This window comes from Martinezella hainanensis, assembly GCF_900094555.1.
Lineage (GTDB): Bacteria > Pseudomonadota > Alphaproteobacteria > Rhizobiales > Rhizobiaceae > Rhizobium > Rhizobium hainanense.
Genome location: NZ_FMAC01000001.1, coordinates 407,663 through 430,274, shown reverse-complemented (window position 1 = coordinate 430,274; position 22,612 = coordinate 407,663). Strand labels below are relative to the sequence as shown.

The following is a 22,612-nucleotide window of genomic DNA, read 5'->3' as shown; positions in this document are numbered from 1 at the left end:
GAATCAGTTGTTTGCCGTCACCTTCCTGCACCAATCGGCAAAGTCGGAAATGGCTTGCTCGGCGCCGATGTCGTTGAGCGTCTCGTGCCGTGCGTCCGGATAGATCTCGGTGGTGATATGAGAGAGGCCAGCACTTTTCAAATGATTCGCCAGCCAGGAAATCGCTTTCGCATTGTCGGTCGCCGGATCCTTACCGCCGCCGACGAGATGGATCGGCATGTCGCGCCGGAGACGATCAAGATGGGTCTTCTGCGGCGCACGGAAAGTCAACTCGAATAGATCGAGCCAGAGCGAAACGGAGGCATCGAAGCCGCAAAGCGGATCGGCGATATATTTGTCGACCTGCTCGGGAATGCGCGAGAGCCAATCGAACTCGGTGCGCCGGTTGGCGATCGATTTACCCCACGTGCCGAATGTCAATTTCGGCAATGGTCCGCTCGGTACATCCGATCCCTTGAACATGCGCTCGGTCTTGAGAATGAGTTGAGCGGCGCGGCCGGCAAGACCCGGATTGAAATTGGAGTTCCACACGGTGACGGCATCGAACTTGTCCGGATGGGTGACGACGGTGTTCAGGCTGATCAGTCCGCCCATGGAGTGACCGAACAGGATGATCGGCAGGCCGGGATAGTTGCTTACGGCAAACTCGCGCATGGCGAGCACATCGGTGATGACCTGTGTGCCCCCATCTCTTCGAGCAAAGCGGCCGATGGGGGCATCGGGGGCGGTCGTCTCGCCATGGCCGCGATGGTCATGGGCACAGACATGAAAGCCGTGGGCGGCCATCGCACCCGCAAAGGCCTCATAGCGACGGGAGTGCTCGGCAAGGCCATGCGATATCAGCAGGATACCACGAGCATCAGTCGCCGCCGGCAAATGATGATATGCAAGGGTCGCGCCCGTCGGGCTATTCAGGCGCTGTGTCTCGGCGAACATATATTCGGTCCTCCCCAGTTGGACGAGAGGTTATCATCGGCCCGATTGCAATGGATGGGTGCCGAAGCTCACAGAAATAAATCTTTCCGAGCGCTGCGATTCAGGATTGCGCGCTTTCGAGCAAACTGCTTATTTGTTCCCATAATGTTCTAGTTGGAGGCAGGGAATGAAGCATTGGCTTCGGGTATTCGCGGTTGCAATCCTTTTGATCGGCACCGTGACGGGCGCCATGGCGCAGGAGCATAGTCGCGGGCGGACACGCTTTATCCTGGCGGCAAGCTGGGAGCCGGCATTTTGTGAGACGAACCAGAAAAAGGCGGAATGCCGGAACCAGTCGTCGGACAATCATGATGCGACGAATTTCTCGCTGCACGGCCTCTGGCCGATGCGGCAGGAATATTGCGATGTTTCCGAGGATCTGAAGCAGGCGGATCGTGGCCGCGACTGGAAGGACCTGCCTGCTGTGCAGCTTTCCCAGGACGTCAAGACGAAGCTCGACAAGGTGATGCCGGGCACGCAATCCGGCCTCGAGCGGCATGAGTGGATCAAGCACGGTACCTGCACGAAGCTCAGCGCCGACCAGTATTTCGCCATCGCCGCCGGCCTGATTGCCGAGCTCAATGGGTCGGCCGTGCGTGATCTCTTCGCGCAGAATATCGGCAAGGAGCTGGATGCCGAAAGTATCAAGGCCGCCTTCGACCAGAGCTTCGGCGAGGGTGCCAATGCACGCATCAAGATGAGCTGCCGCCGGGTCGGCAATGTCAGGATGATTTCTGAGCTGACCATCGGTCTCTCGGAAGATGCGATCGATCCCCTGCAAGGCAACGAGCCACGGCTCGGCAAATTGATCCAGGGCGCCGGCAGCACCTCCTTCGGCTGCGATCGCGGCGTGGTGGATGCGGCTGGTTTCTAGCCTAATCCGCTCTTTGCGACGCGGATAAATGCCCTCGGACAAGGTTTCGCCGTTGCCCGAGGGCCGGGTTTCGCCTACATAGCGGCACAATTCGCAATGTTATCCGCCCGTGGAGTAACCCAAGCTATGGCACGTCAGTTCATTTATCATATGTCGGGTCTGAATAAGGCCTATGGCGCCAAGAAGATCCTTGAGAATATCCATCTCTCTTTCTACCCCGATGCCAAGATCGGTATTCTCGGTCCGAACGGCGCGGGTAAGTCGACGGTGCTGCGCATCATGGCCGGCCTCGACAAGGAATATACCGGCGAGGCCTGGCTGGCCGAAGGCGCGACCATCGGGTACCTGGCGCAGGAGCCTCAGCTCGATCCCAACAAGACGGTTTTCGAAAACGTCATGGAAGGCGTTGCCAAGAAAACCGAAATCCTCAATCGCTACAACGAATTGATGATGAACTATTCCGACGAGACGGCGGAAGAGGGAGCCAAGCTCCAGGACATCATCGACAGCCAGAATCTCTGGGATCTGGAAAGTCAGGTCGAGATGGCGATGGAAGCATTGTGCTGCCCGCCGCGCGATGCCGAAGTCACCAGCCTTTCCGGTGGTGAGCGCCGCCGTATCGCGCTATGCCGCCTGCTTCTCTCGCAGCCGGACCTGCTGCTGCTCGACGAACCGACCAACCATCTCGACGCCGAGACCATTGCCTGGCTGGAAAAGCACCTGCGCGACTATCCGGGTGCCGTGATGATGATCACCCACGACCGCTACTTCCTCGACAATGTTACCGGCTGGATTCTCGAACTCGATCGCGGCCGTGGCATTCCCTACGAAGGCAACTATTCCGCCTATCTGCGGGCCAAGGCCAAGCGCATGCAGCAGGAAGCCCGCGAAGAAGCTGGCCGCCAGAAGGCGATCAGCCGCGAACAGGAATGGATTGCCTCCAGCCCCAAGGCCCGTCAGGCCAAGTCCAAGGCGCGTATCAACGCTTACGAACAACTGGTCGATGCTGCCGAAAATCAGCGTCCTGGTGATGCGCAGATCATCATTCCGGTCAGCGAGCGTCTCGGCCAGGTGGTGATCGAGATGGAAGGCATCACCAAGGGTTTCGAAGGTCGCACGCTGGTCAACGATCTGTCGATCAAGCTGCCGCCGGGCGGCATCGTCGGCATCATCGGTCCGAACGGCGCCGGCAAGACGACCCTGTTCAAGATGATCACGGGGCAGGAAAAGCCGGATTCCGGCTCGGTCCGCATCGGCGAGACGGTGCATCTCAGCTATGTCGACCAGAGCCGCGACGCGCTTGACGGCAATAAGACGGTCTGGGAGGAAATCTCCGGCGGCGCCGAAGTCATCAAGCTCGGCAAGTTCGACATGAATTCGCGCGCCTATTGCGGCGCCTTTAACTTCAAGGGCGGCGACCAGCAGCAGAAGGTCGGCAATCTCTCTGGCGGTCAGCGCAACCGTGTTCACCTGGCCAAGATGCTGAAGGCTGGCGGCAACGTGCTTCTGCTCGACGAACCAACCAACGACCTCGATACGGAAACGCTGGGGGCGCTGGAAAGCGCGCTCGAAAACTTCGCCGGCTGCGCCATCATCATCAGCCACGATCGCATGTTCCTCGACCGTCTGGCCACGCATATCCTGGCCTTTGAAGGCGAAGGCCATGTCGAATGGTTCGAGGGCAATTTCGAAGATTACGAGCAGGACAAGATCCGCCGCCTCGGCCCCGATGCCCTCAATCCGGGCAGCCAGGCACACAAGCGACTGACGCGCTAGGCTCTCGGTTTCGCTCTTCGAAAACCCCGGCTTGTCCGGGGTTTTTGTTTGCCTATCGGCGTAACCGGATATTCCGTTTTCGTCAGAAACTAACAGATTTCCGACGTCGAAATAGCGTCGCGAGCGATTGGCTCTTGCAGATCGCGCCCAAATCACATAAAGATATCTTTATATCTTGATTGGGTGTGGAATGACGGATCTGGTTAAACTTGGCTTGGATGATGTGGTGGATGTGCTGAAGGCGGTCGGCGAACCGACGCGGCTGCGTCTTCTCGCACTCCTCGCCGCCGGCGATCTCACGGTGACCGATCTTACCGAAATTCTCGGCCAGTCGCAGCCTCGTATTTCCCGACACCTGAAGCTCCTGGGGGAGGCAGGCCTGATCGACCGCTATCAGGAAGGCGCCTGGGCATATTTCCGCCTGAAGCAAGAGGGCAAGGCGGTGACGCTGGCGCGCGCTCTGCTGCGCCACACCGCCGAGAAGGATACGGTGCTGTTGCGCGATGGCGAGCGGCTTTCTTCGGTGAAGCGTGTTCGGGCGGAGCGCGCCCAGGCCTATTTCAGCCGCAACGCCGCCGAATGGGATGAGCTGCGGCGTCTCCATGTCGCCGATGAGGATGTCGATAAGGCGCTGATCGATCTAATCGGCCCACAGCCGATCGACTCCTTCCTCGATCTCGGCACGGGCACGGGCCGGATGCTGCAGCTTCTGACCGGCCATTACCGCCGCGCCATCGGCATCGACGCCAGCCGCGACATGCTGGCGGTTGCGCGTGCCAATCTCGACCGGGCCAACATCACAAGCGCCTCCGTACGTCATGGCGATATTTTCAACCTGCCGCTCGAACAGCAGGATTTCGACCTCATTACCATCCATCAGGTGCTGCATTTCCTCGATCAGCCTGAGATCGCCATTAACGAGGCGGCGCGAATGCTGCGGCCCGGCGGGCGGCTTGTCATCATCGACCTCGCGCCGCACGGGCTTGAATATTTGCGTGACGAGCATGCGCATCTGCGTCTCGGCTTCTCGCATCAGACCATGTCGGATTGGCTGAAACTGGCGGGGCTGGATGTCGAGCGCGTACAGGACCTTCATTCGGGGAGGGAAGGCGGTCAAGCGCTGACCGTCACCATCTGGCTGGCGCGCGACCCGCGGTTGCTGATTGCGTCCGACCAAGGCCACCAGTCATCCCCCATTCTTGCCGGGAGAGTTTGACATGTCTTCGAGATCAGAAAGCCGTAATGACGGTATCCGCATCTCCTTCGAGTTCTTTCCGCCGAAGTCGGAAGAGGCCGAGCAGCAGCTGTGGAACACCGTTGAGGAGCTCAGCGATTGGGACGCTGAGTTCGTTTCAGTCACGTATGGGGCAGGCGGCTCGACCAAGGCGCCGACGCTTTCCGCTGTACGCAAAATGATCCATGAGACGCCGTTCACGACAGCATCGCATCTGACCTGCGTCGGTGCCACGCGCGAGGATACGCATCGGGTGATCGACGAGTTTCTTGCTGCGGGGGTTCGCCGTTTCGTCGCCCTGCGCGGGGATCCGCCGGGTGGTGTCGGTGCAGCCTATCAGCCGCATCCGGGCGGCTATGCCAATGCTGCGGAACTGGTGCAGGCTTTGCGCGAGCGCGGCGATTTCGATATTTCCGTCTCCGCCTATCCGGAAAAGCATCCGGAAAGCCGCGATACGGCAGCTGATATCGACATGCTGAAGCGCAAGGCGGAAAACGGTGCCGACAGGGCGCTGACCCAGTTCTTCTTCGATAATGATGCTTTCGAGCGGTATCATGATCGCGTCCGTGCGGCTGGCATCGAGATTCCGGTCGTGCCGGGTATCATGCCGATCCAGAATCTGACTCAACTGAAGCGCTTCGCCGGCGCCTGCGGCACGAATATTCCGTCCTGGCTCGACGAGCGTTTCGATGGTCTGGAAGAGAATACCGAAGAGCGTGCCAGAGTTGCCGCCGACGTTGCTGCCGAGCAGATTCAGAACCTGATGCGCCGTGGTATTCACGAATTTCATCTCTACACGATGAACCGTTCAGCGCTGGTTTCTGCCGTGCTCGAACGGCTGGGTCTTGAGCGTAAGGTGGACGCACGGGCCGGGGCCGCCGCCTAAAGTGTGCCGCGCACGCTAATAAAAAAGCGCATGTCCGGCCTGGACATGCGCTTTTCTAGTGAAACAGGGGTTTTGTTAGCTTTTCGGAGTTTGGTCGTCTGCAAATTTCACTAAAGCCATCAGATGAAAAGCATCGTCACGACGAAAGCGAAGGCCGCACCGACCACAAGGACGTTGATGGATCGCGTTAATCCCATGTCTTCCTCCTCAGTCAGCCGTTAAATTTTATGTCGAAAATGTGTTGTTTGGAAAGAACATTCGATGCTGCGGCGCGGCATGGAGTTCGCGACGTGATTGATGAACTTGCGGCAACGATTTGATATTGATTTATAAATGTCGATTGTTGGCTCAATGACGGGCTGTGAATAAATATTAATATGCTGTGACTGCGGACCATCCGAGTGGAGCACGAGATCATGTTTCGTGCGTTCTGGCGCCGCGTTTCATCCACATGAAAAGCCGTCCATCGAGGACGAGCAGACCTGCTGCTATGAGCAGCATGCCGGTGATTTCCGCAGGACCCATCCGCTCGCCGAGAAAGAGGAAGCCGAGCAATAGTGCGCTTGGTGGCACCAGCAGTGTGACGAGCGAGGTATTGGTGGCGCCGGCAAGCTCGATGATGCGAAAGTAGAGAATATAGGCGAAGGCGGTCGATAGCAGCGCCAGGCCGAGAATGGCGGCAATCGCCGCCAGCGGAGGGGTGGCGAGCGTCCAAGGCTGGTCGATCACCAACGCGACCGGCAGCATGATGAGCGAGGAGCCCGTCAACTGGCCCGCTGCCACAACCGGCGGCGCTATACCTTTGAACTGTTTGGCATAAATCGCTGCAAATCCGTAGGAGATCGCCGCGAGGATCGGCAATGATAGCGCCCAGAAGGGAACGGAGCCGCTGCTTGTAACGCTCGGGCCGAGCAACACGATCGTTCCGAGTAGACCGGTGAGGCAGCCAACCAGCTTGGCCGATGTCAGGCGCTCGTCCGTTGTCAGCTGATTGCCGATCAACACGGTCCACATCGGCGTCGTCGCGTTCAGGATGGATGCAAGCCCGGCGCCCATCTGCGTCTGGCCGCAGAAGATCAGCGCATGTGGTATCGCGTTGTTGATCAAGCCCAACAGCAGAAATTGCCGCCAGTGCTGCCGCAGCGACTGATAGATGCCAAGGCGACCGGCAAGGTAGACGTGCAGCGCCACCGCCGCCAAGAACAGACGCAGCAGGACGAGCGTGAAAGGCGGCACATGGTGAACCGCGATGCGTGCGAAAAAGAACGAGCCGCCCCAGATCAGTCCAAGCAACAATAGAAGGCCCCAGGTCGAAGCGCTCATTCGATGTTCGCCATTCATGACATCTCTCCTCTCTTTCGATGCATCTAAACCGGAAGAGTGCGGGCTCTCCACCCGTTTCTTGCTGCTTTGAGGTTGTGGATGCTCACGGTTACGAGGGGCAGATACAAAAAAGGCGGCCAGGAGCCGCCTTTTCGATCGATCTATGGGAGAAATCAGAGCGCGTTGAGCAGCGCCGCCGTCGCCCAGCCGTCTGCCGGCAACCCCAGACGGAACTGTTCCTTCTGGATGGCGACACGCGTGCCGGAACCCAGAATGCCGTCGATCTTGCCGACATCGTAGCCGCGGGCGACGAGCTTGGTCTGAAGCGCCTTCATGTCGACATCGTTGAGGCCTGCCTCGGGGTTGCCCTTGTTATAGGGCGGAGCGCCAGCAAAGCGGGTGGCGAAATAGGCTGCCGAGGTCGTGTAGATGAAGGACTGGTTCCAGCCGAGAAAGGCATTGTAGTTCGGATAGGTCAGGAAGGTGGGGCCTTTGCGGCCCTGCGGCATGATAAGCGCGGCCGGCAGCGAGGCGAAATTCGTATTGCCGTCACGCGGCTTGACGCCGAGCTTGAACCAGTCACCGGCCGTCAACGTGCCGCCGATGCCGGATTTTTCCCAAGGCAGGTTGTCTGGTACTGAAACTTCCTGCAGCCAGGGTTGATCGCGAACGAAGCCGAGACTTTGGAGAAATTTTGCCGTGGTCAGAATCACGTCAGGCGCGCTGGTCTTTAAGTTGACGTGGCCATCGCCATCGCCATCGGTGCCGTAAGCAATGATCGAGGGCGGGAGCATCTGCGTTTGGCCAATTTCCCCAGCCCACGCGCCGGTCGTCGTTGCCGGATCAGCGTCGCCGTCCTGCACCATCTTGATCAGGGCGATCAGTCGCGGGCGGAAAGAATCCGGCCGGCGGCAATCATGAGCGAGGGTGACCAAGGCGTTGCGGGTGTTGAAATTGCCCTGAACAGCGCCGAAATCTGTTTCCATTGCCCAATAGGTTGTGATTACGGCCGGAGGAATACCATAATCCTGTTCAGCCTTTGCGAAGACGTCGGCATATTGCTTCATCTTTTGACGGCCGATGTCTAGGCGGCCCTGGCTGACGGTGCGTTGCGAGAATTCCAGGAAGGTCTGGCGGAAGACGCCCTGATTACGGTCCATGGCAAGGACCTTAGGGTCGATCTGCGCGCCGGCGAGGGCCTTGTCGGCGGCGGCTGCATCCGTGCCACCGGCAATCGCCTCAGCCTTTACGCCGGCCAGAAAAGCCGCGAGATCGCCGCCGCAGGCTGCTTTTGGCGTTGCGTCGCTGCTCGCCGGCGGCACTGCGGCTGGAGCCGCGCTTTGAGCCAATGCCGTACCGGTCATGGCGGAAGCGAAGAGCAACGCAAGAGCGCCGCGTCGAATGGTGTGACGATCCATGAGCGATCCTTCCTAGTGATAGAATAGGGTCGCTTTCACAGAAGATTGTGACATAAGCAAGAGTGAAATGGGCTCAGTATTAAGAATTTCCCTGCTTCTCTACTGCCGCCACCCAGTTTTGCCAGTTCTGCTCGGAGCCGGCAAAAACATTGATGTCCGTCGGGCCTTTGATGCCGGGGATGACTCCCGTCGAGGTATATTGCCAGAAGGCCCAGCTGCGGTCTGCATAGGTCTCTTTCGGATGCTTGGCGACCGAGCGGACCCAGAAGTGATAATCCTTGAAATAGCCGGCAAGATTCTCGCGGTGGAAGTCGACCGAAGTATAGATGATCGGGCGCTTGCCATAATAGGCCTCAAGGCGATCCATGAACCGCTTGATTTCCGTTCGCACCGTTTCGGGAGCCGGCCTGGTCTTGCAGGTCGGGGAGCCGGGGTTCCATTCAACGTCGACGACTGGAGGAAGCGCCATGGCATCCTTCGGTACATTGCGGATGAACCAATCGGCCTGCTCGTCGGCCGTGGAGCAGAAATAGAAGAAATGATAGGGCGCGTGCAGAAGTCCCGCACCGCTCGCCTCATTCCAATACTCGGTGAAACGAGGATCGATCCGATCCTTGCCTTCCGTCGCCTTGATAAAAACGAAGGCGACACCGGAACCCTTGACGGCTTTCCAATCGATATCGCCCTGCCATTTGGAAATATCGATGCCATGGATGGGGTGACGCTCGGGATGATCGCGGCCGAAATCCTGGGGTTTCGTATCGGCGAACCTGGTCTTGGGAAGAGCCGCCGTCGATAGGGCATCATAGCCCGTCGTGCAGCCATTCAAGAAAAGGGCGAGCGGCAGTAGGCATGCCAGAAGCCGACGCATGGATATCCTGTTATGGCGCGAGTGATCTTGCTGCCCCAAGACTTGGCTTCCGTAATATGGTCCCCGATAATCCGAAAGAGCGGCAGACCAGACTGTTGCCAGCTGATCTTGCCACTTTATTCACCATATCAACGTAAAAAATGCGTTATCTTCAAGCAAATTCTTATGCTTGGTGCCTTCAGAGGCCGGATTTTGCGCTGGAATCTGTCGCCGCTCAAGCGCCGTGCCGGGTTGCCACCGCCCGCCAGGCATATCCGCGGCCGATCCTTTCGGTTTTCACCGACATGCCTCGCGCTGCAGCTTTTTCTTCGAGCACCGTCAGAAGATCGGCGCGGGGAGTGACGTGGAATTTCTTCAGCCAGCCTTTGAGTATGGCACGGAACCAACCAGGCAATCCTTCCTGCTGGCCGAAATCGACGATATGAAGCTCGCCGCCGGGTGCGACCGCATCGAGCGAAGCGTCGATGGCATTCTTCCAGTCCGGGATCATCGAGAGCGCGTAGGAAATCATCACGCGATCAAACCCGCCTACGTTGAAATCGGCCGGCGAAAAGGCTGTGGCATCGGCGACGCGGAAGTCCGGCATCTGCTTCAAGCCGCGGAAATTGGCACGCGCCGAGATCAGCATTTCCTGCGAGATATCAAGGCCGTAGAGCCGAGAGGAGGGGAAGCGTCGATAGGCGAGCAGCATATTGCGACCCGTGCCACAGCCCACTTCCAGAAGCGAGCCGCCGACTGGCACATTCAGCTGTTCGATCGTTCGATCGCGTCCGAACAGGTAATATTTGCGGGTCAGGTCATAGATGTGACGCTGATAGCGGTACATGCCGTCCATCAGCTTGGCGTGGTTGTTTGCGCTGGTTTCTATGCCTGTATCCGCCTGGCTCACGCTTTTTTCCCGTAGATGTGGAAGCCGCCGTAGATGGCCGAGCGGTCACGAGCATTGAGCTCCTGCGAACGCTCTTCGAAATAGACCCACTGGTCGCGGATCGCTGGAGAAAGACGACCCTCAATGATGCTCTTTTCCGCAGCCGTGCGGAAGATGACGCGGGCGTCCTCGCGCGCCGTGCGGGTGATCTCCGCCCAGAGGCCATTGAGCTGCTCGTCGGTCATCCAGTCCTGCGCATCAAGCAAGATGTAGCGATCGCGCGAGGCTGCCGGTTTGGAAGCGAGAAGCTCGGTGAAATTGGCGTGATGCACGTCGACACGATCGGCATTGGCGCGGATCGCGGCATAGTGTTCCGGCTTGAGATAGGTGGGCAGGGGACCCTGGTGCTGGGCAGCGTAGCGGCGCGAGAATGCCTGCCAGGCAAAGTAATTGTCGCGCATCGGGAAGTGACAGGCGAGCTTTTCCAGGCGGTGTTTCAGCACGGCCGAAATGGAATCGTCGCCCGCAAGGCTTGCAAGCTCATCATACTGCTGCGGCGGGATGCCGAGGCCGAAGAGCGAGCTCTTGCGACCGAGCAGCCAGCGAACGGCGCGCTTGTCGAAGATCGGTGCGATTTCCTCTTCGAAGAACTGGCGCTGCTCGCGCATGGTGCGGGCTTCCGTCATCTTGGCGAGGCGAACGCCGTGAAGGCGCGCAAGAACGTGGGCGGCGCCGATAAAGCGGCCGAGAAGGCCGGTCTTGTAGATATTGCGGTTGAAAACCGTGATGCGCCGACGGCCATAGAGATCGCGGCCGTCCCAGTAGTTGGCGGTTGCCGTGTCGAGGCGCGGCGCGATGAATTGGTCGTAGGCCTGGCTATTGGCCGCGATGTCAGGCGTTCCGAAGAAGCGCACCAGGTCCGCATGGCCGGGAAGCAGACGGAAAGCCGCAAGCTTCAGCTTGTTCAGTGCGATATGGTGGCGATTGAGATCGACGACATCGATGGATGCAGGATTTTGCGAGAGGTAGGCGAGCATGTTGCAGCCGCCCGAACCGATGGTGACGATGCGATGATGCGCCTGCAGCTCCATCGCCTCCATATCGATATCCGGATCTTCCCAGATCTGCGGATAGACGAGGCCGGAAAACAACATCCCGAACAGGCGCTCGGAGAGGCCAGCTTTAGACAGTGCCTTGTGCTGCAGCAGAGCGTCCTTGAGTTTCCGGTTCTTTTGGAGACCGGCATCCGGGGCGAATTCCGTCATCTGAGTCTTGTCACCGATTTGTGAAGTTCAGGGCGTGTAACCCGCCAATGCTACAGTCTGATGACGCGGGCTGTTGGCAGATTTCGCGGAAATGGACCGTTACGCAGATTTAACGGGCTGCCATCACGATAGGCCTTTCATCTTGTTACGTTTCCTGATTGTCTCCGCCTACCTTTTTGGAGGGTATGCAACATGCGTTTGATATCGAGAGTGATCGGGGCTCTTATTGTTTTGCTGCTGATCATTGTCGCCGGCGGGGCCATTTGGCTGTCTGTTTATCCGCCGGAATTGCTCAAGGTCGGCGATGGCTATGCCGCAAAGATTGTCTGCTCCAACACGTTCGTCGCCAAGCGAGACCCGGACAAGGTACTGGAAGAGGATGTGCAGGCTCCCGGCAATCCCGCATTGAAACTCATTCGAGTCTATGTGGACCGAGAGGAAGGAGTTGTCACGGCCCGCTTCCTCGGATTGTTTGCGCCGAACCGTGCGCTCTATCGCGGTGCGCTTGGCTGTGCGCTGGTGCCGGACGGCGATCTGCAGGCGGCTCGCAGCGCCGTCTTTCTCAACAAGGTCAAGGCGCCGAAGAGTGATGCCGTGTGGCCGGATGGGGATACGGTAAACCTTGGCCAGGGCGACGAAGGGACGAAGCTTGCCAATATCGTATCGAATTCTGACCTCGCCGGGCCTGCCATGCGCGCAATCGTCGTCGTCAAGGATGGCCGCATCGTCGCCGAGACTTATGGCGACGGGTTCGGCAAGGGAACGCCGTTGATCGGCTGGTCCATGACGAAGACCGTCAATGCAGCCATCATCGGTCGCTTGATGCTGGCTGGCCGCATGTCCTTCGACGATCAGAATCTTCTGCCGCAATGGAGCGTGGACCCACGCAAGGATATCAAGCTCAGCGATCTCCTCGCCATGGAGAGCGGCCTTGCCTTCAACGAGTCATATGGCACCGTGTCGGACGTGACGCGTATGCTCTACCTCGACCCGGACGTGACCAGTATCGCAGCCGACGCGCATCAGTTGGCTGCCCCTGGCGAACGTTTCAGCTATTCCAGCGGCACGGCGGCGCTGCTTTCGCGCCTCTGGATGAACCGGCTGCCCAATCTGAGCGCTGCCATCTCCTATCCGCGTGAAGCACTTTTCGGGCCGCTCGGCATGTACAGCGCCGTTTTCGAGGCCGACGAGCGCGGCACCTTCGTCGGCAGTTCCTATCTTTACGCCAACGCCCGCGATTGGGCACGTTTTGGTCTCTTTCTGCTGCAGGATGGGGTTTGGAATGGGCACCGCCTGCTGCCGGAAGGTTTTGTCGGTGCCATGCGCACGCCAACGAAGGCTTCCGAGGGCGTTTACTCGCAGGCTCAAGCCTGGCTTGCCGGCCCCGGCGGCTCCAATGCGCAATTTGGCCTGCCTGCGGATACCTTCTGGATGACCGGTCACGACGGCCAGACGATCGCAATCGTGCCGTCTGCCAATCTTGTTGTCGTGCGGATGGGGTTGACGCCGACCTGGGCGGATTATCGGCCGCAAATCCTGGTAAAGCGGATCATGGATGTGATAAAGCCGGCCTCCACGTAGGCCGGCTTTCACAATATCCCGATAGATCAGTAATTGCCGTTGGCGACGTCCGTCAGGCCCTTGCGCTTGGCATCGTAGTAGTAGCCGCGAGCGTAGAGCTGGACCGCATTGGCTTCCTTGTTTTCTGCCTTGCTGTCGGCCGTCATCCAAGCGCCGCGCAGATATTTGGCGGCGTATTTGATGTTGGTTTCGGCATCAAGGAGGCCGGACGCCGGGCCTTCATAGCCCATCGACTTGGCCGTATTGTACTTGATCTGCATCAGGCCGAAATATCCGGCGCGGTTATAGGCCTTCGGATTGTAGCGGCTTTCGCGGTGAACGACGCGATGGATCAAGGATTCCGGAATTTCGTAGAGCTTGGCGTATTTCTGGATGAGCTTCGAAACGTAGCTCTTTTCCGCGGCCGGAACATCGGAATCGTAATTCGGCGTGTTGGTGGTGGTCATGACAGCCGGAACGACCGTCGGGCCGCTGCTGTCGAAATTGAAGTCGTAATGCATGCGGTTGTCCGCATAGCGCTGAACGCCGATCTGAGCGGGGGTGGCGAAGGCGACTTCTGCCTGTGCCATCGAATCTGGACGCGGCGTCGGCACTGCGACTTGAATGGCTGCCACATCCGATGTCATCGGAATGGTCGGCTCGCCCTGGGCCGTGGATGCGGAAACCGGCGTGAGCGCGGCATCGCCGGGGCGTGCCGGATTGGGCATGGGAATTGCAACCACGGAAGGCACCAGGGGCACATCGGATGCCGCGTAGGCCGCAGCCGTCGATGTACCGGCGGCAGGCGCACCCGTCGCAGCTGCGATTGCGGCCGTACCCTGATTGGCAGCATTTGCTACTGGCGCGCCGAAGCGCCCCTGTGCTGCGTCCATCTGCTGCTGGCTTACCGCTGCAGCAGCAACATTTGCCGCACCCGGAACAACGCGACCGGACTTTACCATTGCCGTCTGTTGCGGCCGCTGCGGACCGATGAAGGTCGGCAATACTGCCGCTATTGCGACGCCGCCTGCGGGCGCGGCTGTGCCAGTTGCGGTTAGGGTCGTATTCGGATGCGGCACGTTGGTGTGTGCCGACGGGAGTTCTGCCTGAGACGTCTGTTGCTGCTGAGTGCTTGCGCACCCGGCAAGAGCGCCGCACATCATTGCCGATAAGGCAACGCTGCGCTTCAGGCTGGGAAATCCGATCGTTACCATTCTGTCACTTTCGAAAAAACCAAACCTAATTTCGATGCAATTCGGCCACAGGACCGCCAAATTCGGTCACAGGATCGATAAAATTATGAATCCCCATTAACCTATCCGTGATCGCCCCGCAACCCTGCACCGCCTCAGGCGGCCATCCGACGGTATCCGGCGGTCACTGCGCCGGCTGCAATCAACAGGGTTCCGCCCGTTCTGTTAACGGCGCGTTGCACGCTTGCCTTGCGAATGAAGCCGCGTGCCATGTCGGCGACGAACACGTAAATGAGCGAGTTCAAGGCCGCCAAAGTCAGAAAAGTTGCCTCTAGAATAAGCGTTTGCTCAAGAAATGGTTTTGACATGTCGAGAAATTGCGGAACGAACGCAATGAAAAAGACGATGCTCTTCGGGTTGAGGGCTGTCACAACATATGCGTGTAAGAGAATTTTTAACGGTTTTTCCTCTGGGAGATTGTCATTGTCGCCCAGCGGACCCTTCACAATCGGGGCTCTCCAGAGCTTGATTCCGAGGAAAACGAGGTAGGCTGCGCCGATCAGCTTAAGAATCGTGAATAGTGTCGCTGATGTGGCAAGAAGGGCGCCGAGACCGGCAAGCGATGCGGTCATCGCGGTGAAATCGCCAAGCGTGACGCCAGTCACCGTTGCCAGCGCCGTCTTGCGGCCGTGGCCAAGCGCATAGGATATGACAAGGAGAATGGTCGGACCCGGTATGGCCAGCATGATGCAGGACGCGGCGGCGAAAGCGAGCCAGGTTTCGATGGACATAGAATCCTCCTCAATTCCTCTTCCGCCGCCAGCAAAGACATCGGATTTGCGATCCGTCAATCCGCTTGATTGTCAATCCGGCCGCTTGATTATCAATCAGACCGTTTGATCACAGATCAGTCCGGTTGGTCACCGATGAGTCAGACCTGTGTGTATTTCTGCCCGATATGGTCCATGACTTTAGCGAACCAGGGAGCGGAAATATCGAAGGCCTTGCCGCCCTTGATGCGCGGGAATTCGATGACGCGAAGCTTGCCGCCCTGACCTTCATCATGTCCGGTGACGCCCGATACCTTATTCAGCGCACTTTCCACGGCAAGATCGACCATGCCCTGGATCAGGCGAAGGTCTTCGCCGTTTGCCGGCGCCGAGCGTGCGAAATAGCCTGACTTCTGTACCATGGAGCGTTCTGCGCCGATGATTGCTGCGAACTGTTTCTGGAACCAGCCGCCGACATTGATCGTATCGATCTTCACATGGCCGAAGGCATCGCGCTTGACGGCTTCGCCTGAGGCTTCGCGTTCTGCGACGATCGCGTCGAGGCCTGCGCCTTCTGAAACGAACAACGTCACCTGGCCGGTCTTTTCCATGATCGCGCGCAGACGTTCGCCTTCCGCCTCGATGTCGAAGACCATTTCCGGCAGATAGAGGCCGTCGATACGCTTAAGTTCGGCATTCATCATGAAGCCGTCGACATATTCATTGGCGCTGGTCTTCTGGATGTAGGCGCGTGCGGTCGCTGCCGTCAGCCAGCCACAGTGGCGGCCCATCACTTCATGAATGACGAGCGTTTTCGGTGCCGCGGTCTGTTCGTTGCTGACATTGTCGAAGAAGTCAGCGCCGACTTCGGCGGCCGTCCAGGCGCCGAGCGACTGGCGGATCGGCACGACGTCATTGTCGACGGTCTTCGGCAGGCCGACGACGGTCAGATCATAGCCGTTGGCGCCGAGATAGGCGGCAAGATCCGCGGCAGTCGTGTTGGTGTCGTCGCCGCCGATCGTGTGAAGGATGGTCACGCCATCGGAAGCCAGTCGCTCGGCTGCGACGCGCAGCGGGTTTTCGCCTTCCTTGACCAGGCCACGCTTGACGCAGTCTGCGATGTTGGTCAGCTTGACGCGGCTGTTGCCGATCGGCGAGCCGCCATAGCGATGCAGCAGATAGGCGCGTTCACGCATGGCCGGCGTCACCTCGATGCTGTCTCCCAGCAGAACTCCCTGGTAGCCAGAACGATATGCGATGATGTCGAGATCAGGCGCCACGTCGCTATAGCGCTGAATCAGCCCGCCAACGGCAGACGAAAGGCAGGGCGCCAATCCACCGGCAGTGAGCATTGCGACTTTCTGTTTGGCCATGGGGGGATCCTCCTTGCAGTCAAGCTGCTTCATTTCAATGGTTGCGGTGGAAATGGATGCGACAGGCGGGCAGGGGTGTAAAGTAAAGAATTTAAGAAAACAGCGGTTTGTTTCGTCTTCAAAAGCCGGGCGAGGGCGATTGAACGACAGTTCGCATCTGCAGCATCATTACCAAATTGTGAAAAGTGTTTTCGGACTTGCGACGAATGGACTGCTTGCATTGATAGGCATTATTTGATCAAGGTGTTCTACTGTTTCAGTAGGATATAGAGACCGGCATGTCGTTCTGGGAAAAATTGCTGAATGCTATCGGTAGCACTGCCGGCAATGCCCTGTCGGCGGTCGTCGAAGCCATTCGCACCGTCTTTGAAGGCGATCCGGAAACGCGCCGTAAGGTGGCATTTTCCGTCGCGATAATCGCTCTTTCCGCCAAGATGGCGAAAGCGGACGGCGTTGTGACGGAAAACGAGGTCAATGCGTTTCGCGAGATCTTCGAATTTCCGCCCGATCAAGCGAAAAACGTCGCCCGTCTTTATAATCTGGCGCGTCAAGATGTGGCCGGTTACGAAGCCTATGCGGAGCGGCTGTCCTCTCTTTGCGAAACCTGCACGAAGAATTGTCCTGTGCTGGAAGACGTGCTCGATGGTCTCTTCCATATCGCCAAGGCAGATGGTCTGATCCATGAGAAGGAAATGGACTTCCTTCAGCATGTCGCCGAGATCTTTCACATGAGCGAAGAGCGGTTCGAGCAGATCATGGCCCGTCATGTCAACGTTGGCGGTCGCGATCCGTACAAGGTGCTCGGCGTGTCGCGCCAGGACGATTTCCCGACGATCCGTCGTCGCTACCATGGCCTCGTCTACGAGAACCACCCGGATCGCCTTGTGTCGCGTGGGGTGCCGGAAGAGTTCCATGCCATCGCCAATGAGCGTATGGCGGCTCTGAATGCGGCTTATGCCGAGATCGAGAAAGAACGCCGCGCAGCATGAGTGCATTCAAGGCCGATTTCGCTCGCGCCCATGTGCAGCCTTCGCCGAACCATGGCGAGAGGCGGGATGGGCGTCGGCCAGATATCATCCTCCTGCATTATACCGGTATGGGTACGGCCGAGGGTGCGCTCGATTGGCTCTGTCGTCCGGAGAGCCAGGTTTCGAGCCACTATTTCGTCTTCGAGGATGGGCGCGTCATGCAGCTTGTTCCCGAAGAGCGCCGAGCCTGGCATGCGGGCAAGAGCTCGTGGCATGGCGAGACCGATATCAATTCATCGTCGATCGGCATCGAGATCGCCAATGCCGGCCATCCCGGCGGACTGCCTGAATTCCCTGATGCGCAGATCGAAGCAGTGATCGAACTGTGTCGCGATTGCGGCCAACGCTGGGCAATCGCGCCAGAACGTGTGCTTGGACACTCCGATGTTGCGCCTGTGCGCAAGGTCGATCCGGGTGAAAAATTCCCGTGGGCGCGGCTGGCTGCGGCAGGTGTCGGGCATTGGGTTGAGCCGGCTTCGATCACCGGCGGACGGTTCTTCCAGAAGGGCGATGTAGGTCAGCCGATCGAGGCTTTGCAGTCCATGCTGTCTCTTTATGGTTACGGCACTGAAATAAATGGCGAATTCTCAGAAAAGCTGAAAGGCGAGGTCGAAGCCTTCCAGCGGCATTTCCGGCCTGAGCGTATCGATGGTATCGCCGATTTTTCGACGATTGATACGCTGCATCGTCTCCTGTCGGCGCTGCCCCGTTATTCCTAGCTCTTGCAGCTTTGTCGTCCGTCTTTATAGCCGGCTATTGATGCAAAAAAGCGTAACTCCCTGCTACGCCACATCTTTTCCCTATTATCTCCGCATTGCATTGGTCTAACGACGCTCGCTGAACGGCGGTCGCGCCGTCTGGGTTTGTGTGTCGCGCGGCCGTAGACGACTAATGGGGACTGTGCATTCCGGCGGCTCTTTTTGCCTCCAGCCGGACGTGACAGCTTGTGCCGTCCGCGGTCCCGCCCCTGGAGACAAAAGACTACATGAAAAATTTGATTGTTGCGGCTGCAGCATGCGTGGGCGTGCTGCTGGCGGGATATGATTGTGCCTTTGCGGGCCAGCGTCATGCAAAGCAGAAAACGGTTCCTCTCAAGATCGTCAGCCGCACTACCGGCTTTCCGGTTCCCAATGTTCCCGCCGAATTGCGCGATGCAGACACCTCCTTCGCACGGCAAAATCGTTATTCCGCATTGATTGCCAAATATGCCAAGCAGAATGGCGTTGCCGTTGAACTGGCGACCGCCGTCGTCAAGATCGAAAGCAATTTCAATCCGAAAACCCGGGGCAGTGCCGGTGAGATCGGACTTATGCAGATCAAGCCGGCAACCGCCCGGCTGATGGGATATACCGGAGGGGCCAAGGGGCTCTACGATCCCGAGACGAATATCAGATTCGGCATGAAATACCTGGCCATGGCGCAGGATCTCGGTGGCGGTCCGACCTGCAACACCATCCTCAAATACAATGCCGGCCACGGCGCCACGCGCATGAACCCGATCTCGAAGCGCTATTGCGGCAAGGTACTGGCGCTTCTGGACTGACGTCCGCTGCGTCAGGAATTACGGGGTAGGGCGGAATCGTCTTCCATGCTATCGAACCACTATTGTTTGCGAGGATCATAGCATGGCAGCGGATTTCAGGTTCATCGTCGTTGGCCGGGGCATGATGGGGGCAGCGGCTGCCCGTCACCTGACAAACCAAACGGACGGCATCGCCGTCATCGGACCGGATGAACCTGAAGATCGCGCCAGCCATCAGGGTGTCTTCGGCAGCCATTACGACGAGGGCCGCATCACCCGGACGATCGATCCCGATGCCGATTGGGCCCGCCTAGCGAACCGTTCGATCAGCCGCTATGCGGAAATCGAACGGGATAGCGGCATCCAGTTCTATGCGCCGGTCGGTTGCCTCGTCACCGGTCCGAAACGGGGCGGGGAAACCACCTATGTCGACGACGTCCTCGAAGCCGCCGACCGGCTCGGCGTTCAAACGGAAATCCTCGGCGATGCGGAGCTTGGGAATAAGTTTCCCTTCTTCTCCTTTGCATTGGGAAGCGAAGGTGTCTTTGAACCGCGTGGGGCAGGTCATATCAGTCCTCGCCGGTTGGTGAAGGCGCAGTCTCTGCTGGCGGAAAAAGCCGGCGCGCGCGTCATCAAGCAGACGGCGCTGTCGATCCGCGCCGAGGGCGGCCTCGCAGTCGTGACGACCGCCGAGGGCGAGACATTCAGCGCCGAAAAGATATTGCTCGCAGCCGGCGGTTTCTCCATTGCCGAGAATCTCTTGCAGCAGCCGGTTGAGATGAAGGTTTATGGCCGCACGGTTACTTTCTTCGAGGTCAGCGAGACGGAGGCTGAAGCGCTTTCCGGCATGCCGTCGCTGATATCTAAATCAGCTGATGATGTGGACAGCATCTATATGCTGCCGCCGATCCGCTATCCGGACGGCAAATATTACATGAAGATCGGCGGCGATCCCGACGATCTGCAATTCACGACCGAGGCGGAGCTGCGCGCATGGTTCCGCACAGCCGGCCGTGACAAGGCGCGCGAGCATCTGGTGCGGATATTCCACCGGCTCGTTCCCGGCGTAAAACGACCACCGGCTTTTACCAATTCCTGCGCTGTCTCCTATTCGCCGAGCGGCTACCCCATGATCGGCTACACCTCTTCGCCGCGCGTTGCTGTTCTGACGGGCGGCTGCGGCACGGCTGCCAAGAGTTCCGATGAAATCGGCAGGCTCGGGGCGGAGCTGCTGCTCGCAGGTCGAATCAAGGACGAAGGCTACAGCACGGATTTCTCAGCGCATTTCCGCAACTGACATCCGCTCTTCACAAATCAGCATATTTCGATGGCAATTGCGGGCGGTCTCGGTTAATGAGCCTGTGCCAGTTGGCCGGGCAGCCGCGCTTCATCAATGCCGAAAGGCGATGAGGTGAGGAAAGTCCGGGCTCCACGGAAACACGGTGCCGGATAACGTCCGGCGGGGGCAACCTCAGGGAAAGTGCCACAGAAAGCAAACCGCCCGGTCTCAGGATCGGGTAAGGGTGAAAGGGTGGGGTAAGAGCCCACCGCGTCTCTGGAAACAGCGACGGCACGGAAAACCCCACCGGGAGCAAAACCGAATAGGGATGACACGGAGCGCGCAAGCGCTCCAGCCTGTTTCCGGGCCGGTCATCCGGGTGGGTTGCAAGAGGCGTCGCGCAAGCGCCGTCCCAGATGAATGGCTGCCACGTTCCGGCTTCGGTCGGAGCCATACAGAACCCGGCTTACAGGCCAACTGGCAAATCATCGCGTCACTTCGAAAGGCGCGTCCGACGCTTCCGCGAAATAATTTTGGACGCTGCCGAATGCCCTGAGTTTCTGGGGTTCTCGGCCTCGGTGGGCGAGGGTTTTCGCTTGTGAAAACAATCCGTTTCGGGAGGTCTCCTGAAGCCGATCCTAACCTTTCGTTAAACTTAACGTCTTATGAATATTCAGGCTGCGGCCACGTCTGACGTGGCTTCATCCCATTGACGCCCATATGGTCCCATGGTATCCCAAAGCAACACTGCACAAGGGCAAATCAGAGCCCAATCATCGCAAAGCCATGATTGCTCCCGTTCTGGGGGTGTCGAAAGGGTGTCGGCTCTTTCGGCTTGCGAAGCTGTGTCCGATTTTGGCTGTGCCTGTGAGCGAGTAGCGGCTTGCGGGTCATGGGGGACGGGTGTTTCGCGTCATGAACCGCTTCCTGTCAAATGCGACCAACCGGATCGATTCCAAGGGGCGGGTTTCCGTGCCTGCGGCGTTTCGTTCCGTGCTGGCCGAGCGCAATATCCAGGAGTTGTACTGCTTCCAGGATTTTGTGTTTCCGGCGATCAGTGTCGGCGGTCTCGATCTGCTCGATCGCTTCGAGCGGCAGATTGCGGCGGACGATCCGTTTTCGCCGGCGGCGAACCAGATGTCGCTCCTCATTCACGGGGGCGGGGTCTTCATGAAGCTCGACGCCGAAGGGCGGTTGATGGTCACGGATTTCATTCGCGACTTCACCGGAATTGCAGGCGAAGTGACCTTCGTCGGGCGAGCGGATCATTTTCAATTGTGGCGACCGGAGGCTTTTCTGGCCTTGCAGTCGCAGGCACGAGAGGAGCGCAGGCTGGCGGGCAGGCGCTCGGAATAGAGCGAGGAAGCGGAATGGCGGCGAATTCAGGCGGAGGTTCTTCTGACGCCGGTGGCGGACCAGTTCGTCACATTCCGGTTCTTCTTTCGGAGGTGATCGAGGCGCTGGCTCCGGCGCCCGGCAAAATCATTCTCGATGGAACGTTCGGAGCTGGCGGCTATACATCGGCCATCCTCAAGGCCGGTGCCAATGTGATCGCGCTCGATCGCGATCCGACGGCGATCGCTGCGGGGCGGGCGCTCGTTTCGGCCCATGCCGGCCACCTCAATCTTATTCAATCGCAGTTTTCCGAGCTGGCTGATCACGCGCCTGGTGGCGGCCTTGATGGCGTCGTGCTCGATATCGGCGTCTCGTCCATGCAGATCGACGAGGCCGAGCGCGGTTTTTCCTTCAGCAAGAACGGCCCGCTCGATATGCGGATGTCGGCAAGCGGCGTGTCGGCTGCCGATGTTGTCAATCGCGCCAAGCTTGCCGATCTCATTCGCATCTTCGTGTTTCTGGGTGAGGAAAAGCAGGCGCCGCGCATCGCGCATGCAATCGAGAAGCGCCGTGCAGAGGCTCCTTTCGTGACCACCCGCGATCTGGCCGGGTTGATCGAGGTCGTGACGCCGCGAAAGGCGAAGGACAAGATCCATCCGGCTACACGCGTCTTTCAGGCCTTGCGCATTTTCGTCAATGACGAGCTCGGCGAACTGGCCCAGGCATTGTTTGCGGCAGAGCGCGCCCTCAAGCCGGGCGGCCGCCTCGTTGTCGTCACCTTCCATTCGCTGGAGGACCGGATCGTCAAGAAGTTCTTCGCCGATCGCTCGGGTCGTGCTGCCGGGTCGCGGCACATGCCGATCGTGAACGAGCGGCCTGCCACCTTCGAGCCGGTCGGCAAGTCGATGATTTCTGCGAGTGACGCTGAGGCGGAGGTCAATCCGCGCGCTCGTTCGGCCAAGTTGCGTGCGGGGGTTCGCACCTTGGCTCCGGCGGAGGCGGCAGATCTTTCGATCTTCGATCTGCCCAATCTCGCCAGTCTTGGAAAGCTTGGGGGCTGAA

The 22,612-nt window shown here is 58.9% G+C and carries 20 protein-coding genes and 1 other RNA gene; 12 read left to right on the top strand and 9 right to left on the bottom strand.

All coding sequences use genetic code 11. The annotated features are described in order from the left end of the window. Window positions 1-3: 3 nt before the first annotated feature. A complete protein-coding gene (locus GA0061100_RS02035) occupies window positions 4-936 on the bottom strand; it encodes an alpha/beta hydrolase (RefSeq protein ID WP_075850944.1) in 933 nt (310 codons plus the stop codon). A gap of 166 nt (window positions 937-1,102) precedes the next feature. Here GA0061100_RS02035 and GA0061100_RS02030 point away from each other — a divergent pair, with 166 nt between their 5' ends. From GA0061100_RS02030 to metF, 4 genes are all read left to right on the top strand, one after another. After that, a complete protein-coding gene (locus tag GA0061100_RS02030; RefSeq protein ID WP_075850943.1) occupies window positions 1,103-1,849 on the top strand; it encodes a ribonuclease T2 family protein in 747 nt (248 codons plus the stop codon). Window positions 1,850-1,975: 126 nt separating this feature from the next. Then, on the top strand, window positions 1,976-3,625 hold the full coding sequence (ettA, locus tag GA0061100_RS02025) for an energy-dependent translational throttle protein EttA (RefSeq protein ID WP_075850942.1): 1,650 nt from the start codon (window positions 1,976-1,978) through the stop codon (window positions 3,623-3,625). Window positions 3,626-3,815: 190 nt separating this feature from the next. Then, window positions 3,816-4,841, top strand: a complete 1,026-nt coding sequence (locus GA0061100_RS02020) for an ArsR/SmtB family transcription factor (RefSeq protein WP_075850941.1) — start codon at window positions 3,816-3,818, stop codon at window positions 4,839-4,841. Between the two features lies 1 nt (window position 4,842). Beyond that, complete coding sequence (gene metF, locus GA0061100_RS02015) at window positions 4,843-5,745, top strand: methylenetetrahydrofolate reductase [NAD(P)H] (RefSeq protein ID WP_075850940.1); 903 nt, start codon at window positions 4,843-4,845, stop codon at window positions 5,743-5,745. 414 nt (window positions 5,746-6,159) lie between these two features. Here the strand turns inward: metF and GA0061100_RS02010 are convergent, their stop codons facing one another. The 5 genes from GA0061100_RS02010 to GA0061100_RS01990 form a co-directional block, all read right to left on the bottom strand. Beyond that, on the bottom strand, window positions 6,160-7,086 hold the full coding sequence (locus tag GA0061100_RS02010) for a DMT family transporter (protein WP_075850939.1): 927 nt from the start codon (window positions 7,084-7,086) through the stop codon (window positions 6,160-6,162). Window positions 7,087-7,241: 155 nt separating this feature from the next. Beyond that, on the bottom strand, window positions 7,242-8,486 hold the full coding sequence (locus GA0061100_RS02005; protein ID WP_075850938.1) for a lytic murein transglycosylase: 1,245 nt from the start codon (window positions 8,484-8,486) through the stop codon (window positions 7,242-7,244). A gap of 79 nt (window positions 8,487-8,565) precedes the next feature. Continuing rightward, window positions 8,566-9,357, bottom strand: coding sequence for a glycoside hydrolase family 25 protein (locus GA0061100_RS02000; protein WP_075850937.1), 792 nt, complete (start codon window positions 9,355-9,357; stop codon window positions 8,566-8,568). 214 nt (window positions 9,358-9,571) lie between these two features. Beyond that, on the bottom strand, window positions 9,572-10,246 hold the full coding sequence (locus tag GA0061100_RS01995) for a class I SAM-dependent methyltransferase (RefSeq protein WP_083961252.1): 675 nt from the start codon (window positions 10,244-10,246) through the stop codon (window positions 9,572-9,574). Next, window positions 10,243-11,490 carry a BtaA family protein gene (locus GA0061100_RS01990; protein ID WP_075850936.1) on the bottom strand — a complete coding sequence of 416 codons (1,248 nt, stop codon included), beginning with the start codon at window positions 11,488-11,490 and terminating at the stop codon, window positions 10,243-10,245. Before GA0061100_RS01990 ends, GA0061100_RS01995 begins: the two co-directional genes overlap by 4 nt. A gap of 192 nt (window positions 11,491-11,682) precedes the next feature. On the opposite strand from GA0061100_RS01990, the gene GA0061100_RS01985 reads away from it, so the two are divergent. Beyond that, window positions 11,683-13,071 carry a serine hydrolase domain-containing protein gene (locus GA0061100_RS01985; protein ID WP_075850935.1) on the top strand — a complete coding sequence of 463 codons (1,389 nt, stop codon included), beginning with the start codon at window positions 11,683-11,685 and terminating at the stop codon, window positions 13,069-13,071. A 26-nt stretch (window positions 13,072-13,097) separates the two neighbouring features. Here GA0061100_RS01985 and GA0061100_RS01980 read toward each other — a convergent pair whose 3' ends face one another. The 3 genes from GA0061100_RS01980 to GA0061100_RS01970 form a co-directional block, all read right to left on the bottom strand. Then, window positions 13,098-14,264 (bottom strand): lytic transglycosylase domain-containing protein, encoded by a 1,167-nt coding sequence (locus tag GA0061100_RS01980; RefSeq protein WP_075850934.1) that lies wholly within the window; start codon window positions 14,262-14,264, stop codon window positions 13,098-13,100. Window positions 14,265-14,398: 134 nt separating this feature from the next. Continuing rightward, window positions 14,399-15,034: a LysE family translocator gene (locus GA0061100_RS01975; protein WP_075850933.1), complete on the bottom strand. Its 636-nt coding sequence runs from the start codon at window positions 15,032-15,034 to the stop codon at window positions 14,399-14,401. A 140-nt stretch (window positions 15,035-15,174) separates the two neighbouring features. Further along, a complete protein-coding gene (locus GA0061100_RS01970) occupies window positions 15,175-16,386 on the bottom strand; it encodes a pyrophosphate--fructose-6-phosphate 1-phosphotransferase (RefSeq protein WP_075850932.1) in 1,212 nt (403 codons plus the stop codon). 278 nt (window positions 16,387-16,664) lie between these two features. Between GA0061100_RS01970 and GA0061100_RS01965 the strand changes: the two genes are divergently transcribed. The 7 genes from GA0061100_RS01965 (at window position 16,665) to rsmH (ending at window position 22,611) form a co-directional block, all read left to right on the top strand. Then, entirely contained in the window at window positions 16,665-17,375 is a 711-nt protein-coding gene (locus GA0061100_RS01965; RefSeq protein WP_069612546.1) for a J domain-containing protein, read from the top strand. Next, on the top strand, window positions 17,372-18,133 hold the full coding sequence (locus GA0061100_RS01960; protein WP_075850931.1) for an N-acetylmuramoyl-L-alanine amidase: 762 nt from the start codon (window positions 17,372-17,374) through the stop codon (window positions 18,131-18,133). Before GA0061100_RS01965 ends, GA0061100_RS01960 begins: the two co-directional genes overlap by 4 nt. 266 nt (window positions 18,134-18,399) lie before the next feature. Beyond that, a complete protein-coding gene (locus GA0061100_RS01955) occupies window positions 18,400-18,957 on the top strand; it encodes a lytic transglycosylase domain-containing protein (protein WP_075850930.1) in 558 nt (185 codons plus the stop codon). 82 nt (window positions 18,958-19,039) lie between these two features. Then, on the top strand, window positions 19,040-20,233 hold the full coding sequence (locus GA0061100_RS01950) for an NAD(P)/FAD-dependent oxidoreductase (RefSeq protein WP_075850929.1): 1,194 nt from the start codon (window positions 19,040-19,042) through the stop codon (window positions 20,231-20,233). A 67-nt stretch (window positions 20,234-20,300) separates the two neighbouring features. Further along, an RNA gene (gene rnpB, locus GA0061100_RS01945) (RNase P RNA component class A) lies at window positions 20,301-20,700 on the top strand. A gap of 430 nt (window positions 20,701-21,130) precedes the next feature. Continuing rightward, window positions 21,131-21,571, top strand: coding sequence for a division/cell wall cluster transcriptional repressor MraZ (mraZ, locus tag GA0061100_RS01940; RefSeq protein ID WP_075850928.1), 441 nt, complete (start codon window positions 21,131-21,133; stop codon window positions 21,569-21,571). A gap of 14 nt (window positions 21,572-21,585) precedes the next feature. Then, window positions 21,586-22,611, top strand: coding sequence for a 16S rRNA (cytosine(1402)-N(4))-methyltransferase RsmH (rsmH, locus tag GA0061100_RS01935; protein WP_075850927.1), 1,026 nt, complete (start codon window positions 21,586-21,588; stop codon window positions 22,609-22,611). Window position 22,612 lies beyond the last annotated feature (1 nt).